This is a genomic window from Mycobacterium sp. (assembly GCF_032162105.1).
Taxonomy (GTDB): Bacteria; Actinomycetota; Actinomycetes; order Mycobacteriales; family Mycobacteriaceae; genus Mycobacterium.
Genome location: NZ_JAVRPS010000098.1, coordinates 1 through 13,250, shown reverse-complemented (window position 1 = coordinate 13,250; position 13,250 = coordinate 1). Strand labels below are relative to the sequence as shown.

Sequence of the window (13,250 nt, the reverse complement as noted above, 5' to 3'; positions counted from 1 at the left end):
CTAGAGCGTACGGGCGTCGACGTAGCGGACGCGGTGCTGGGTGGTGAAGCCCATCGACTCGTACAACGCGATGGCAGGGGCATTGTCGGCGAGGACCTGCGCGTAGCCGCGGGTGGCGCCGCGGCCGGCCGCCCACGCCAGCAACTCCTCGCACAGAACGCGGGCGTGACCCGCGCGGCGCTGCGCCTCGACGACGTGCACCGCGGCCAGCCCGGCCCACCGGGTGCCGTCGGGTGCCGAGGTCACCGCCGCCCGGCCGACGGCGGCGTCGCCGCGGCTCGCGAACGTCACCTCGCCGTCGACGACCGCGGTCAACACGTCGAGGGGAACGTCGCGTTCGTAGGTCCGCAGCCACCGCTCGTCGGGGCGCGGCGCCATCGTCACCGTCGACGCGGTGGCAGGCGCCACCGCTATCAATTCCGTCGTCAACTCCGTTGTCATGACCACGTTCTCGCCGTCGACCGGCACACCCGGCGGCACCCGAAACAACCGATCCGGCGCCACCAGTAGCGGTGTCGCCGAGCGGGCGGCGTACCAGTCGACGATCGCAGGCAGGGCGCTCAAGTCGCCTCGGACCTCGAGCGGGACAGCTGAATTCGCCCGCCGGGTGCTGCCGTGGCCGTACCGCAGCAGCCAGCCGTCGATCCACTGCTGCTCGACGCCGGGCCAGGCCAGCGCCGCAGCGTACTCGAGGTTGCGGATGTCACCGGTCCGCACCGGCGCGGCGGTCAGGGCCTTGATCGAGACCACGTCCGCGGCGGTGACCTCCACCACGTCACCGCGTTTGGTGCGGACCAGGAGCGCCGGACCGGCCTCGAGCAGATGGCCGACGACGTCGGTCAGGGGCGGCACCGAACCGGCGGGCAGCCGGTAGCGCAGGCTGACCCTGGTGCCGACCGGCGGGAGGTCAAGCACTAGTGCCCGAAGGGATCGGGATCCTCGCCGGGCATCCAGGTCAACCCGGGCACGCCCCAGCCCTGTGCCTTGACGGCGCGCTTGGCGGCCCGCGCATGCCTGCCGATCAAGCCGTCGACGTAGAGGAACCCGTCGAGGTGGCCGGTCTCGTGCTGCAACATGCGCGCGAACAGCCCGCTGCCCTCCAGCGTGATCGGAGTGCCGTCGGCGTCCAGGCCGGTGACCCGCGCCCAGTCGGCCCGGCCCCTCGGGAAGGACTCACCGGGCACGGACAGGCAGCCCTCGTCGTCGTCGTCGGGATCGGGCATGGTCTCCGGAATGTCGGACGTCTCCAGCACTGGATTGACCACGACGCCGCGGCGGCGGCTGGTGCGGCCGCGTTCGTCGGCGCAGTCGTAGACGAACACCCGCTGCGATACGCCGATCTGGTTGGCGGCCAAGCCGACTCCGTGGGCGGCATCCATCGTGTCGTAGAGATCCTTGATGAGGTCGGACAGATCCGCCGGCAGCGAACCGTCCTCGCCGACGGGCACGGGACTGGTCACGGTGTGCAGGATGGGATCTCCCACGATGCGGATGGGTACGACGGCCACGGTGGGCAATCTTAAGTCAGCCGACTCGCGGGCAACGATCACGGCTCAACTCCCGCTGCCGTGATTGAATGTGCCCGAACCATCGGAATGTCTTGTGCATTGTCGGAGAGGGCCCAGGGAGCGAAATGGACGGCGCCATGGCGCGGACTGAGCGATCCGGGGACGATTCCGAGCTCGCCGACGGGTTGACCCGTCGCGAACACGACATCCTCTCCTTCGAACGACAATGGTGGAAGTACTCGGGTTCCAAGGAGGACGCCATCAAGGAGCTGTTCTCGATGTCGGCGACCCGGTACTACCAGGTACTCAATGCGCTGGTAGACCGGCCGGAGGCCCTGGCGGCCGACCCGATGCTGGTCAAGCGGTTGCGCCGAGTGCGCGCCAGCAGGCAGAAGGCGCGCGCCGCGCGCAGGCTGGGGTTCGAGGTCACCTGACCTTCCCGGCCCACGATCGCGTCTGGATACAGTGGTGCCGATGAATCAGCGAGAATCCTCCGGGTTGCCATTGCGCGCCATGGTCATGGTGTTGCTCTTCCTCGGGATCGTGTTCCTGCTGGTCGGGTTCCAGGCCATGGGGTCGGGCAACGACGAGGACGGCGGCTCGACGGCCGTCACCACGGTCACCGCTACCTCGACCCCCACCGCGTCGGCGACCGGTGAACCCGCAGCTGCCAAAGCCGACGTGCGGGTGTACAACATCTCCGAAGTGCCAGGTGCCGCGGAAAGCACCGCGACCCGGCTGCGCGACGCACAGTGGAATGTCACCGAGACCGGCAACCTCGTCTTGGAGGGCGTCACCGCAACGACGGTGTACTTCGGCGAGGCCCCCGGTGAGCACGAAGCCGCCGACGAAGTGGGCAAGCTCCTGGAGGCCCCGGTCGAGCCGCGGACACCGGAGCTCGCCGGGCAACCGCCAGGCGTGATCGTGGCGGTCACCGGCTAGGCTTTCGGGCATGCCGATCTCCGCCCCGCTTCGTCTACTCGCCGCCGCGGCGCTCGTCGTTCCGGTCGCGAGCGCGTGCAGTCCCAATGAGCCGGTCGCGACCCAGCCCGGTACCACGCCGCCCGTCTGGACCGGCTCCCCGCCGCCGTCGGGCACCCCCGGTGGAGGCGAGACCCAAGCGGGTCCCGCCGGCGAGAAGCTGACCGCCGACATCAAGTCGCCCGATGGCACCACCGTCGCCACGGCCGACTTCGCGTTCAGCGGTGGCTTCGCCACGATCACCGTGAAGACCACCGCACCCGGGCAGCTGGCCCCCGGCTTCCACGGCCTGCACATCCATGCCGCGGGCAAGTGTGAAGCCAACTCGGTGGCCCCGAGCGGCGGTGCGCCTGGTGACTTCAACTCGGCGGGCCCGCACTTCCAAGTGGCCGGTCACACCAGTCATCCCGCCAGTGGCGACCTGACTTCACTGCAGGTGCGTGGCGACGGCACGGCGATGCTGGTGACGACCACCGACGCGTTCACCGCAGCGGATCTCCTCGCCGGCGCCAAGACGGCGATCATCATCCACGAGAAGGCGGACAACTTCGCCAACATCCCGCCCGAGCGCTACCAGCAGATCAACGGCACCCCGCCGCCGGACGAGACCACCATGGCCACCGGCGATGCCGGCAAGCGGGTGGCGTGCGGTGTCATATCCGGCCCGTAGGGCACCGGCCGGACTGCGGCCGGATCACATCGCCTTCAACCGATCGCAGCGGCCGACCGTAGGCGTCGAGTGGGAGTTCGCGCTCGTCGACCCCGTCACGCGTGACCTCGCCAACGAGGCCGCGGGAGTGATCGCCGAGATCGGCGAAACCCCGCACGTGCACAAGGAATTGCTGCGCAACACCGTCGAAGTGGTGACCGGTATCTGCGACAACGCGGGTGCCGCGATCGACGACCTGCGTGGCACGCTCGGCATCGTCCGGCCCATCGTGCGCGAACGCGGGATGGAGTTGTTCTGCGCGGGCACTCACCCGTTCGCGGAGTGGGAGGCGGCCGAGCTCAGCGACGGGGCGCGCTACGCCGAGCTCATCAAGCGCACCCAGTGGTGGGGCCGCCAGATGTTGATCTGGGGTGTGCACGTCCACGTCGGGATCTCGTCGGCGAACAAGGTGATGCCCATCATCACCTCGCTGCTCAATCAGTATCCGCACCTGCTGGCGCTGTCGGCGTCGTCGCCGTTCTGGGACGGCGCGGACACCGGGTACGCCAGCAACCGCGCGCTGCTGTTCCAGCAGCTGCCGACCGCGGGGCTGCCGTTCCACTTCCAACGCTGGTCGCACTTCGAGCGCTTCGTGCATGACCAGAAGAAGACCGGCATCATCGACCACATGAACGAAATTCGTTGGGACATAAGGCCTTCCCCTCACCTGGGTACCATCGAGGTGCGGATCTTCGACGGGGTGTCCAATTTGGCCGAGCTCGGGTCGCTCGTCGCGTTGACCCACTGCCTGATCGTCGACCTGGATCGCCGGCTCGACGCGGGCGAGCAATTGCCCACCATGCCGCCGTGGCACGTGCAGGAGAACAAGTGGCGTGCAGCGCGCTACGGCCTGGACGCCGAGATCATCCTCGACGCCGACAGCAATGAGCGGCTGGTCACCGACGACCTGGACGAGCTGTTGAACCGGCTGGCACCGGTCGCCGATTCGCTGGGTTGCTCCGACGAACTGGCCGGGGTGTCGTCGATCTACCGTACCGGCGCGTCGTATCAGCGTCAGCGCCGCGTCGCCGAGGAACACGACGGCGACCTGCGTGCCGTCGTCGACGCGCTGATCGCCGAGCTGGTTCTGTAGATCCCGAAGGGGGCACCGTGACGACCAGGCCGATGTTCCCGCTGGAGTCGGTGCGGCTGCCCGGCGAGGGATTGCCGCTGCGCATCTTCGAGCCGCGCTACGGCGCGCTGGTCCGCGACTGCCTCAGCGGCGCACGGGAATTCGGGGTCGTGCTGATCGCCTCGGGCCGTGAGGTCGGCGGCGGCGACGCGCGGCTCGACGTCGGTTCGATGGCCCACATCGTGGAGTGCCAGGACCTCGGTAGCGGACGGTACCGCCTCGAATGCGAGATGCGCGAACGGATCCGGGTGATGTCGTGGCTCGACGACGACCCGTACCCGAAGGCGACCGTCGAGCCGTGGCCAGACGAGCCGGGGGCAACCGTCACCGGCGACGACATCGGCGTCGTCGAGGACCGGCTGATGGAGGTGTTCGAGCGGATCGCATCGTCGCAGGGTGCGCACCTGCCGCCGCGACACGAGCTGCTCGGCGAGCCGGAGCCCGGCGACGATGCGGGAAAGCGGCTGTACGCGTTGGCAGCTCGGGCGCCGATGGGTCAGGCGGACCGGTACTCGGTGCTCGCCGCCCCGACCGCCGCTGCGCGGCTGGACGTGTTGCGCGACGCCGTCGAGACGGTGGCCGCCATGGTCGAGTTCCAGCTCGCCGAGGGCGGTTCGGCGGACTAGCCGCCGGCCAGCCGTCGACCCTCGACGAACGCCGTGCGCATCGCGGCGTCCCCGCTGTCGCGGCCATAGCGATCCATCAAGGCACGCGCCGAGATCGAGGACACCTCCCATCCGCGGCGTGCCAGCCAGTCCGCGACGTCGGTGCGGTCCTCGATGAACCAGAGGTCGGCGACGTCGGGGGTGTCTTCGTCGGCCTCCCCGGCCTCGATCTTCAACCGGCGGATCTGCTCACGTCGTTGCGCGAGGTACCCGGGATCGAAGAAGTCGGAGCCGAATGCCTCGATCGCGAAGCGACTGTGCGGTGCGCTGAGCTGGTCGACCCGCGCGAACAGCTCATCCTGAGCAGTGTTGGGAAGATAGGGCAGCAGTCCCTCCGCCGACCACGCCGTCGGCGCGTCCGCGTCGAAACCCGCCTCCCGCAGCGCCTTCGGCCAGTCCTGACGTAGGTCGACGGGGACGGCGACGTAGCGGCTGGCCGGCCGCGCGTCGTTGACCCGTAGTGTCTCGGCCTTGAATGCCAGCACCTGCGGCTGGTCGATCTCGAAGACGGTGCTACCCGATGCCCACGGCAGCCGCCAGGCCCTGGCGTCCAACCCGGCAGCCAAGATGACCGCCTGCCCGATCCCGTCGGCGCCCGCCGTGGTGAAGAAGTCGTCGAACCACTTGGTGCGCGACGCGGCATAGGGCGAGATGTACCTGATGCGTTCGGCCGCCGCACCGCTTGGCGGTTGCCAGCCCGCGGCGATGGCGGCGTCCACGAACAACTGCGCGTACGGGTCGCTGAACAATGGACGGGCACTAATACTCTCGCTGGCCCTGGCGTAGGCCACACCCAGCGCCGTCGCCCCGACACTCTCGGTGATGTCCCAGGTGTCGTCGTCAGTTCTCGTCATGCTCCGCCATTTCGTCGCGTGTCAGCAGGTCGTCGTGGAAGCTCTGTTCCCGGTAGGCGAGTTGGCCAACCCGGTTCGCCACCACCGGTGCGGTGATCACGGTGAACAGGCCGGCCAGGATCACCATGCCCACGTCGGCGTTTCCGCGCAGCCGGATCGCCGCGCCGGCCAGCACCAGCAGCAGACCGAGCACCTGCGGCTTGGTGGCGGCGTGCATTCGCGACAACGTGTCGGGGAACCGGACCACGCCGATCGCCGCGGTCAGGGCCAGTGCCGATCCGCCGAGCACCAGCACGGCGGCCAGCACGTCGAGGACACCGCTGAAAGTCATTGGGGCGTCCCGTCGTCGCGGTCGGTGTCGCGGACCCTGAACCGGGCCACGCTGACGGAGCCGACGAAGCTGATGAGTGCCAGCGCGGTCAGGCTGTACGTCACCGTGGTGTCCAGGCTGTAGGCGGCCCAGGTGCCGATGGCGCACATCGTCACCGCGACGAAGGTGTCCAACGCCACCAACCGGTCCAGCGTGCCGGGGCCGGCGAGCAGCCGGAACATCGTGATGGCGGCGGCCGCAGTGAGGAGTACCGCGGCGACGATCCAGACGGTTGTCACGCGTCCTCCCTCTCCGGCGACGGCTGCCAGTCGGCCCGTCGCTCGAACGACGCGATCATCAGCCGCTCCACCTCGGCGACCTGGTGGTAGAACTGGCTGACCGAACGGTCGGAACCCGCGTCGATGACGTGGACGTAGATCATCCGGCGGGTTTGGTCGATCTCCAGCACGATCGAGCCGGGGATCAGGTTGATGACGTTGACCGCCAACGCCAGCACCAGATCCGACTTGAGCGCGAGGTGGGCCCGCAGCACCGCCGTGCGCGGTGGCGGCCCCGGCTTGATCGCCAGCCAGGCCACCTGCACCGACGACAGCACCAGGTAGTAGGCCACCTGGACGACCAGCCGCAGCAGGGACAGCGGATGCAGGCGGCCCTCGATGGGCACTGGGGGCAGGGGCAGCAGCAGGGTGATCACCAGCGCGATGACCAGGCCGCTCAGTGCGTTCGCCGCGGAGACGGTGCCCCACAACAACATCCACACCAGGATGAGCCAACACAGCACCCAGGCCCGTAATATCCACCGCCTCATCGGGTTTCCCCCAGTACTGCAGCGATGTACTGCCCGCGGTCGAGGACTTCGTCGGCGGCGCGCTCGGTGTAGGCGAAGATCGGGCCGGCCAGCACAGTCAGGGTCAGGCCCACTGCAATCAGCGCGCCGGTCGGCACCAGCATGCCCACCGGCATCCGGCCGACATCATCGCGATCGGCGTAGGCGATGTCTTCGGTGTCGTCGAGCAGCGCCGACGGCGAGGCAGCCGACAGATTGCCCTCTGGCGCGTCGGCGCGTGCGCGCCAGAACGCCTTCGTCCACACCCGGGCCATCACGTACAACGTCAGCAGGCTCGTCACCACGCTGGCCCCGACCAGGATCCAGGCCAGCACCGAGCCGTTCCGACTGCCCGCCTCCAACAGCGCCACCTTGCCGATGAACCCCGAGAAGGGCGGAATCCCACCGAGATTGAGCGCAGGCACGAAGAACACCAGCGCCAACAGCGGACTGGCGGCGGCCAGCCCGCCAAGCCGCTGCAGCGTCGACGCACCGGCCTGCCGTTCGATCAGGCCGACCACCAGGAACAGCGTCGTCTGCACCACGATGTGATGGGCCACGTAGTAGATGGCGCCAGCCATGCCGAGCGCGCTCGACAAGGAGATGCCGAACACCATGTAGCCGATGTGGCTTACCAGGGTGAACGACAGCAGCCGCTTGATGTCGCTCTGCGCGATGGCGCCGAGGATCCCGACGAGCATCGTCAGGAGCGCCGCCACCAGCAGGACCCGGTCCATCGCGCCACCAGGGAACAGCAGCGAATGCGCCCGGATGATCGCGTACACACCGACTTTGGTCAGCAGGCCGGCGAACACGGCGGTGACCGGTGCCGGCGCGGTGGGGTAGGAGTCGGGCAGCCACGTCGACAGCGGGAACACCGCGGCCTTGATGCCGAACGCGACGATCAGCACCGCGAACAGCGCGGCGCGGGTCCCGGCAGGAACGCCGCCGAGCCGCACCGACAGTTCCGCCATGTTCAGGGTGCCGGTCGCCGCGTAGATCAAGGCGATGCCGATCAGGAAGATCAGCGACGAGACCATCGACACCATGACGTAGGCGATCCCGGCGCGCACCCGTTCCGTGCTCGCGCCGATGGTCAGCAGCACGAAGCTCGCTGCGAGCAGCACCTCGAAACCGACGAAGAGGTTGAACAGGTCGCCCGCCAGGAATGCCGTGCAGACGCCCGCCGACAGCACCAGGTACGTGGGCAGGAAGATGGACACGGGTTGGTTGTCGTCGCCGTCCCGGATGCCCTGCCCGATGGCGTAGAAGACCACCGCCAGCAGCACGATCGCGGATACGAGCAGCATCATCGCGGACAGCCGATCCACCACCAGGGTGATGCCGAGCGGCCCCATGCCCGGCACGCTCTGGCCCCATCCGCCGACCTGCACCGCGATGGTGCCGTCGCGGTCGGCGAGATACAGCAGCGCCGCGCACACCGCCACCACGGCCGCCAGCGCCAGCAACGCGATGGTGCGCTGCAGCCGTGGCCTGCGGCCCGCGAACAACGTCGCCGCCGCGGCGAGGGTCGGGATCAGCACCGGCAGCGGGGTCAGCACCGCGCCCGTCATCGGGACCCCTCGTGGCCGGGCAGCGCGTCGAGTTCGTCGGGTGCGTCGGTGTCCCGGCGCACATCGGGTTCTGGGCGGTCCTCGTCGAGTGCGGTGGCCGACCGTTGAGAGACGCGGGTGTCCTCGGCGTCGTTACCGACCTCCTCGGCTCTCGACAGGCGGTACGACCGGTAGGTCAGCGCCAGCACGAACGCGGCGATGCCCATCGAGATGACGATCGCGGTCAGGATCATGCCCTGCGCAAGGGGATCGGCGGTGACCGTCTCACCGTCGCTGGTCCGCCCGCGGATCGGCGGATTGCCCGAAGGACCGCCGACGGTCAGGATCAGCAGATTGACGCCGTTGCCGACCAGCAACAGCCCCAACAACATTCGGGTGAGATTGCGGTCGAGCAGCAGGTACACCCCGGCACTGATGAGACCGCCGATCAGGAACAGGGGCGCGAGGTAGGTCGTCATCGGGCCACCGATGTAAGTTGAGCCATCTCGACGTCGACGTGAGCGCCGAGGCTGCGCAGCACGTCGAGTACCAGGCCCACCACGATGAGGTAGACGCCGAGGTCGAAGAACAGCGCGGTGACGAGCTTGACCGACCCTAGCACCGGAATGTCGAACTCCAGCACGGCCGATGACAGCACGGGGGCGCCGAGCAGCAGGGACGTCACGGCGGTGCCTGCCGACAGGGCCAGGCCCGCGCCGAGCACCTTGCCCGCGTCCAGCGGCAGCGCCTCGCCGAGTTCGTAGCGGCCGCCTGCCAGATAGCGCAGGACAAGGGCGAGCCCGGCGGTCAGACCCCCGGCGAAGCCTCCGCCGGGGGTGTTGTGGCCCGCGAAGAAGAAGTACGCCGACAGCACCATGATGACCGGGAAGATGAGCCGGGTCGCCACCTCGAGCACCAGCGACCGGTACCGGGGATCACGGTGCTCGCTGCCGCGCAGCCAGGTGATGTCGCCGACGGCGGGGCTCGTCGCTAGCACGGGAATCCGGCCGATGTCGGGCTGCCCGGCGTCGGCGACGCGGGGGGCCGAGCCAAAACGCCTGTGCCGGAACACCATCGAGGCCACACCCGTTGCAGCCACCAGAAGTACCGAGATCTCTCCCATGGTGTCCCAGGCGCGGATGTCGACGAGCAGCACGTTGACCGTGTTCGAGCCGTGCCCGCGGTAGTAGGCCGCATCGGGGAGCAGCTCGGCGATCGGCGTCGTGGTGCGTGCGGCCATCGCGAACGCTGCAAGCGCGGTGACGCTGGCGCCGACGGCCACCGCCAGCAGCGCGCGCGGCATCCGGTTTCGCCGCATGTTGGCCGCGTCCGCTTCGGCGGGAAGGGTGCGCAGCACCAGCACGAAGATGACCAAAGTCAGTGTCTCCACCAGGAACTGGGTGAGCGCCAGGTCGGGTGCGCCGTGGAACACGAAGATGACGCCGCAGCCGTAGCCGGTGACGCCGACCAACAGCACCGCGGCCAGCCGGTTGCGCAGCATGGTCGCGCTGAGCGCCGCGGCCAGGATGATCGTTCCGATCACGACCTGCAGCGGCGAGTCCCACAGGCGCAACTCCGGACGGTCGCGCGCCCCGAGCACCAGCATCGCGACGGGCACCAGAACGAGCGTCGACACGATGACGGACTGGGTAGCGGGTATCGAGCCGCGCTGTGTCAGCGCGGTGAGGCGCACCGCGAAGACGTCGGCACCGCGGATCACGGCGTCGTAGATGCGGTCGGCATTGCCCAGAGGCAGATACCCGACGCGGGCGCGGCGCAGCCGGTTGCGCGCGAAGAACGCGGCGGTGCCCGCGGCGAGCACCAGGATCGACAGCAGCAGGGGCAGGTTCACGCCGTGCCACAGCGCCAGGTGGTAGTCCGCGCCACCCGGCACGGTGTCGGCGTAGCCGTCGAGCACCTGATCGAGACCGGCAGGCCACACCCCGACCAGTAGGCCGGCGGCGGCCAGGATGGCCGGGGCGAGCAGGAATGTGATTGGCGGCCGGTGTATTTCGGTGACCCGCTGACTCGGTGCGGGCCGTCCCTTGCGGGCGAAGGCGCCGTAGAGGAAGCGCAGGCTGTAGATCGTGGTGAACACCGAGCCGAACACCACGCCGCCCAGCACGAACGGCGCGGCGGCACCGAGGGATGCGCTGTGGGCCAGTGTCTCGAAGTCGGCCTCCTTCGCCACGAACCCGAGGAACGGCGGCAGCGCGGCCATGCTGGCGGTCGCGGCGAGGGCGACGATGAACAACGGTTTGTAGCGCTCGCCCAGCCACGCCAACCGGCGAATGTCGCGGGTGCCGGTCGCGTGGTCGACGATGCCGACGACCATGAACAGTGCGGCCTTGAACATGGCGTGCGCACACAGCATCGCCAACCCGGCCAGCATCAGGTCGCCGCCCCCGGCGCCGACCATCAGGGTGATCAGACCGAGTTGGCTGACGGTGCCGAACGCCAGGATCAGCTTGAGGTCGTACTCGCGCACCGCCCGCCAGCCGGCCAGCAGCATGGTCACCAGGCCGAGGGTCACCACCATCGGGCGCCACGCGGGCGAGTCGGCGAACCCGGGCGTCATGCGGGCCACCAGGTACACCCCGGCCTTCACCATGGCCGCCGCGTGCAGGTACGCGCTGACCGGGGTCGGTGCGGCCATCGCGCCGGGCAGCCAGAAGTGCAGCGGGACGATCGCCGACTTGCTCAATGCGCCGATCAGCACCAGCGCCACACCGATCGACACGGCCAGGCCGGTCGGCGGATCGGCGACCAGTTCGGACAGCAGATACGTACCGCTCGTGGTGCCGAGGATGACGATGCCGACCAGCATTGCCAGCCCGCCGGCGGTGGTGACCAGCAGCGCCTGGGTGGCCGCCCGCCGGCTGGTGGCGCGCTCGGCGTAGTGGCCGACCAGCAGGAACGACAACACCGTTGTCAGTTCCCAGAACAGGTAGAGCACCAGCATGTTGTCGCTGACCACCAGGCCGAACATCGCGCCGGAGAAGGCGACGAGTTCGGCGGCGAAGCTGGGCAGGCGCTTCTCGGTGTGACCATCACGATGGTGGAAGTACTCGGCGCAGTAGAACAGCACCAGCGCGCCTATGCCGAGGACCAGCACGCTCATGATCGCGGCCAGCGCGTCGAACCGGAGCGCGATGTTCATCGACAGCTCCGGCACCCAGTCGAGGTGGACCGTCGCGTCGCCGCGGCCCGGCCAGTTCAGCGCTACCCAGACCAGCGAGCCGAGCGGCACCAGTGACAGTGGATAGAAGGCCTGCCGTCCCCAACGGTGCACGAGCACCGGCGCGAGCGCCGCTGCCGCGGCATGCGCAAGAAGAATGGCGAGCATGGCACTCCGAACCTCGGGGTGTCAGCCGTCGAGTTGTGGCTGGCTTTGTCTCAGGCCAGCTTACGGTCCGACGACAACGCGTCGTCGTCCAGTGACAGGCGGACGAGTTCGAGCCGCGACGAGAAGCCCAGCCTCGAAATGACCTTGCGCAAGTGGTAGTCGACCGTGCGCGGGCTGAGGAACAGCTGCGACGCGATGGTCTTGTTAGTCGAGCTTGCGGCGACCAGACGAGCGATTTGCAGCTCCTGCGGTGTCAGCTGGGTGAGCGTGCTGGCGTCGCGTTTGCGCGCCGTTTCGCCGGTGGCCAGCAGCTCCGCCCTGGCCTGCTCAGCCCATGGCGTCGCGCCGAGCCGTTTGAACATCTCCAGCGCGGTGCGCAGGTGCTTGCGCGCATCGGCCCGACGGCGTCGACGGCACAGCCGCGCACCGAACATCAGTGCCGTGCGGGCGGTGTCGAACGGTCGCCCACCTCGGGCGTGGAGCTACACCCAGGTCGTACTTGGCGGTGGGCTGACGGATCCACCGCGGCGCCAACAGTCCGGGTCCTCCTAGCACCGGCCGACCACGAACACCGCGGCACTCGGCCAGGGTCAGCTTGCCCCGCAGCGCGAAGACCCGGGCATTGGAGAGATGGACGCGGGAGTCCTCGTGCAGCTTCCCGGCGCCGCAGACCGTCCCCCCCAATGGTTCTAGGGCAGGTGTTCGGGGATGGACCCTGTTATCGCCAACTCGGAATGACGTAGCGACGCCCAGTCGTGGGCGATGCCCATCTTCTGCAGGATGAACTCGGTGATCTCGTCGCCGAAGTTACGCACCCGCGGCCCCCGCAGGTCTTCTGCTGCATCCGCGGACCGGGGCCAATCAGGCTCCGGTCGCCACCAATGACACTTCATCCACGTCCTGTCTCGCGCCACCCCTCACCTATTGGTGCCGGTGGGGTGGCCGCAGACAGGGAAGACGAGCGCATTCGCTGGCGTGTCGGCCGTGCGGCTGGCTGTTAGTCGGCCTGTGTACGGCCTATGCCATGGGCTTGGGGATGACCTGGGTCCTAGCGCGCAGTACCTCGGGGTCGAAGCCATCCGACAGGACGGTGTGCTGCACTCAGCCGAGCTAATTTGTTTGCAGCACAACATATTTCATGATCAGCGGGTTGACATGCCCTCGGGTTGCGCGCAAGGTAGGCGGATCCTATTGCAACGAAGCAACAGGGCAAGGAGCGTGAAATGACACAAGCAACAGGTCAGAAGAGCGGCGAGCGCGAGGACACCGGTCGAGATCAGGGCCGGGATCAGGACACTCGTGCGCTGAGGGAGTTGTCTGCCCGAGAGCACATCAGCCAGGAGGT

Annotated in this window: 16 protein-coding genes; 5 read left to right on the top strand and 11 right to left on the bottom strand. The window is 68.7% G+C overall.

The window, feature by feature from the left end:
* Together QOC69_RS04775 and QOC69_RS04770 are read right to left on the bottom strand one after the other, a co-directional pair.
* Positions 1-915, bottom strand: coding sequence for an N-acetylglutamate synthase, CG3035 family (locus QOC69_RS04775; protein ID WP_526436893.1), 915 nt, complete (start codon positions 913-915; stop codon positions 1-3).
* Positions 915-1,508 (bottom strand): peptide deformylase, encoded by a 594-nt coding sequence (locus QOC69_RS04770; protein ID WP_526436891.1) that lies wholly within the window; start codon positions 1,506-1,508, stop codon positions 915-917. The genes QOC69_RS04775 and QOC69_RS04770 overlap by 1 nt, the downstream gene beginning before the upstream one ends.
* A 125-nt stretch (positions 1,509-1,633) precedes the next feature.
* Here QOC69_RS04770 and napA point away from each other — a divergent pair, with 125 nt between their 5' ends.
* Genes napA through QOC69_RS04745 form a run of 5 tightly spaced genes read left to right on the top strand, consistent with a single transcriptional unit; the run spans position 1,634 to position 4,956 of the window.
* Positions 1,634-1,942 carry a nucleoid-associated protein NapA gene (napA, locus tag QOC69_RS04765; RefSeq protein ID WP_526436889.1) on the top strand — a complete coding sequence of 103 codons (309 nt, stop codon included), beginning with the start codon at positions 1,634-1,636 and terminating at the stop codon, positions 1,940-1,942.
* A 40-nt stretch (positions 1,943-1,982) separates the two neighbouring features.
* Positions 1,983-2,450, top strand: a complete 468-nt coding sequence (locus tag QOC69_RS04760; protein WP_526436887.1) for a LytR C-terminal domain-containing protein — start codon at positions 1,983-1,985, stop codon at positions 2,448-2,450.
* 10 nt (positions 2,451-2,460) lie between these two features.
* Positions 2,461-3,159 carry a superoxide dismutase[Cu-Zn] gene (gene sodC, locus QOC69_RS04755; protein ID WP_526436885.1) on the top strand — a complete coding sequence of 233 codons (699 nt, stop codon included), beginning with the start codon at positions 2,461-2,463 and terminating at the stop codon, positions 3,157-3,159.
* Complete coding sequence (locus QOC69_RS04750) at positions 3,116-4,291, top strand: glutamate--cysteine ligase (RefSeq protein ID WP_526436883.1); 1,176 nt, start codon at positions 3,116-3,118, stop codon at positions 4,289-4,291. The genes sodC and QOC69_RS04750 overlap by 44 nt, the downstream gene beginning before the upstream one ends.
* 32 nt (positions 4,292-4,323) lie before the next feature.
* Positions 4,324-4,956 (top strand): LON peptidase substrate-binding domain-containing protein, encoded by a 633-nt coding sequence (locus QOC69_RS04745; RefSeq protein WP_526436966.1) that lies wholly within the window; start codon positions 4,324-4,326, stop codon positions 4,954-4,956.
* Here the strand turns inward: QOC69_RS04745 and QOC69_RS04740 are convergent.
* From QOC69_RS04740 to QOC69_RS04700, 9 genes are all read right to left on the bottom strand, one after another.
* The gene (locus QOC69_RS04740) at positions 4,953-5,849 is read right to left on the bottom strand and encodes an SAM-dependent methyltransferase (RefSeq protein WP_526436881.1); all 897 of its coding nucleotides are present in this window, start codon (positions 5,847-5,849) and stop codon (positions 4,953-4,955) included. The genes QOC69_RS04745 and QOC69_RS04740 overlap by 4 nt on opposite strands.
* Positions 5,836-6,180: a monovalent cation/H(+) antiporter subunit G gene (gene mnhG, locus QOC69_RS04735; RefSeq protein ID WP_526436879.1), complete on the bottom strand. Its 345-nt coding sequence runs from the start codon at positions 6,178-6,180 to the stop codon at positions 5,836-5,838. Before mnhG ends, QOC69_RS04740 begins: the two co-directional genes overlap by 14 nt.
* Positions 6,177-6,458 (bottom strand): monovalent cation/H+ antiporter complex subunit F, encoded by a 282-nt coding sequence (locus QOC69_RS04730; protein WP_526436877.1) that lies wholly within the window; start codon positions 6,456-6,458, stop codon positions 6,177-6,179. The genes mnhG and QOC69_RS04730 overlap by 4 nt, the downstream gene beginning before the upstream one ends.
* On the bottom strand, positions 6,455-6,988 hold the full coding sequence (locus QOC69_RS04725; RefSeq protein WP_526436875.1) for a Na+/H+ antiporter subunit E: 534 nt from the start codon (positions 6,986-6,988) through the stop codon (positions 6,455-6,457). Before QOC69_RS04725 ends, QOC69_RS04730 begins: the two co-directional genes overlap by 4 nt.
* On the bottom strand, positions 6,985-8,580 hold the full coding sequence (locus QOC69_RS04720) for a Na+/H+ antiporter subunit D (protein WP_526436873.1): 1,596 nt from the start codon (positions 8,578-8,580) through the stop codon (positions 6,985-6,987). The genes QOC69_RS04725 and QOC69_RS04720 overlap by 4 nt, the downstream gene beginning before the upstream one ends.
* Positions 8,577-9,038, bottom strand: a complete 462-nt coding sequence (locus QOC69_RS04715; protein ID WP_526436871.1) for a Na(+)/H(+) antiporter subunit C — start codon at positions 9,036-9,038, stop codon at positions 8,577-8,579. The genes QOC69_RS04720 and QOC69_RS04715 overlap by 4 nt, the downstream gene beginning before the upstream one ends.
* Positions 9,035-11,905: a Na+/H+ antiporter subunit A gene (locus QOC69_RS04710; protein WP_526436869.1), complete on the bottom strand. Its 2,871-nt coding sequence runs from the start codon at positions 11,903-11,905 to the stop codon at positions 9,035-9,037. The genes QOC69_RS04715 and QOC69_RS04710 overlap by 4 nt, the downstream gene beginning before the upstream one ends.
* 50 nt (positions 11,906-11,955) lie before the next feature.
* Positions 11,956-12,339 carry a helix-turn-helix domain-containing protein gene (locus QOC69_RS04705; protein ID WP_526436867.1) on the bottom strand — a complete coding sequence of 128 codons (384 nt, stop codon included), beginning with the start codon at positions 12,337-12,339 and terminating at the stop codon, positions 11,956-11,958.
* Between the two features lie 255 nt (positions 12,340-12,594).
* Positions 12,595-12,720, bottom strand: coding sequence for a hypothetical protein (locus QOC69_RS04700; protein WP_526436865.1), 126 nt, complete (start codon positions 12,718-12,720; stop codon positions 12,595-12,597).
* Between the last annotated feature and the right edge of the window lie 530 nt (positions 12,721-13,250).

Excerpts from the sequence above, each read along its gene's own strand:
- napA (WP_526436889.1), top strand. The coding sequence starts at position 1,634 with ATGGACGGCGCCATGGCGCGGACTGAGCGATCCGGGGACGATTCCGAG.
- QOC69_RS04760 (WP_526436887.1), top strand. The coding sequence starts at position 1,983 with ATGAATCAGCGAGAATCCTCCGGGTTGCCATTGCGCGCCATGGTCATG.
- sodC (WP_526436885.1), top strand. The coding sequence starts at position 2,461 with ATGCCGATCTCCGCCCCGCTTCGTCTACTCGCCGCCGCGGCGCTCGTC.
- QOC69_RS04750 (WP_526436883.1), top strand. The coding sequence starts at position 3,116 with ATGCCGGCAAGCGGGTGGCGTGCGGTGTCATATCCGGCCCGTAGGGCA.
- QOC69_RS04745 (WP_526436966.1), top strand. The coding sequence starts at position 4,324 with ATGTTCCCGCTGGAGTCGGTGCGGCTGCCCGGCGAGGGATTGCCGCTG.
- QOC69_RS04740 (WP_526436881.1), bottom strand. The coding sequence starts at position 5,849 with ATGACGAGAACTGACGACGACACCTGGGACATCACCGAGAGTGTCGGG.
- mnhG (WP_526436879.1), bottom strand. The coding sequence starts at position 6,180 with ATGACTTTCAGCGGTGTCCTCGACGTGCTGGCCGCCGTGCTGGTGCTC.
- QOC69_RS04725 (WP_526436875.1), bottom strand. The coding sequence starts at position 6,988 with ATGAGGCGGTGGATATTACGGGCCTGGGTGCTGTGTTGGCTCATCCTG.
- QOC69_RS04720 (WP_526436873.1), bottom strand. The coding sequence starts at position 8,580 with ATGACGGGCGCGGTGCTGACCCCGCTGCCGGTGCTGATCCCGACCCTC.
- QOC69_RS04715 (WP_526436871.1), bottom strand. The coding sequence starts at position 9,038 with ATGACGACCTACCTCGCGCCCCTGTTCCTGATCGGCGGTCTCATCAGT.
- QOC69_RS04710 (WP_526436869.1), bottom strand. The coding sequence starts at position 11,905 with ATGCTCGCCATTCTTCTTGCGCATGCCGCGGCAGCGGCGCTCGCGCCG.
- QOC69_RS04705 (WP_526436867.1), bottom strand. The coding sequence starts at position 12,339 with ATGTTCGGTGCGCGGCTGTGCCGTCGACGCCGTCGGGCCGATGCGCGC.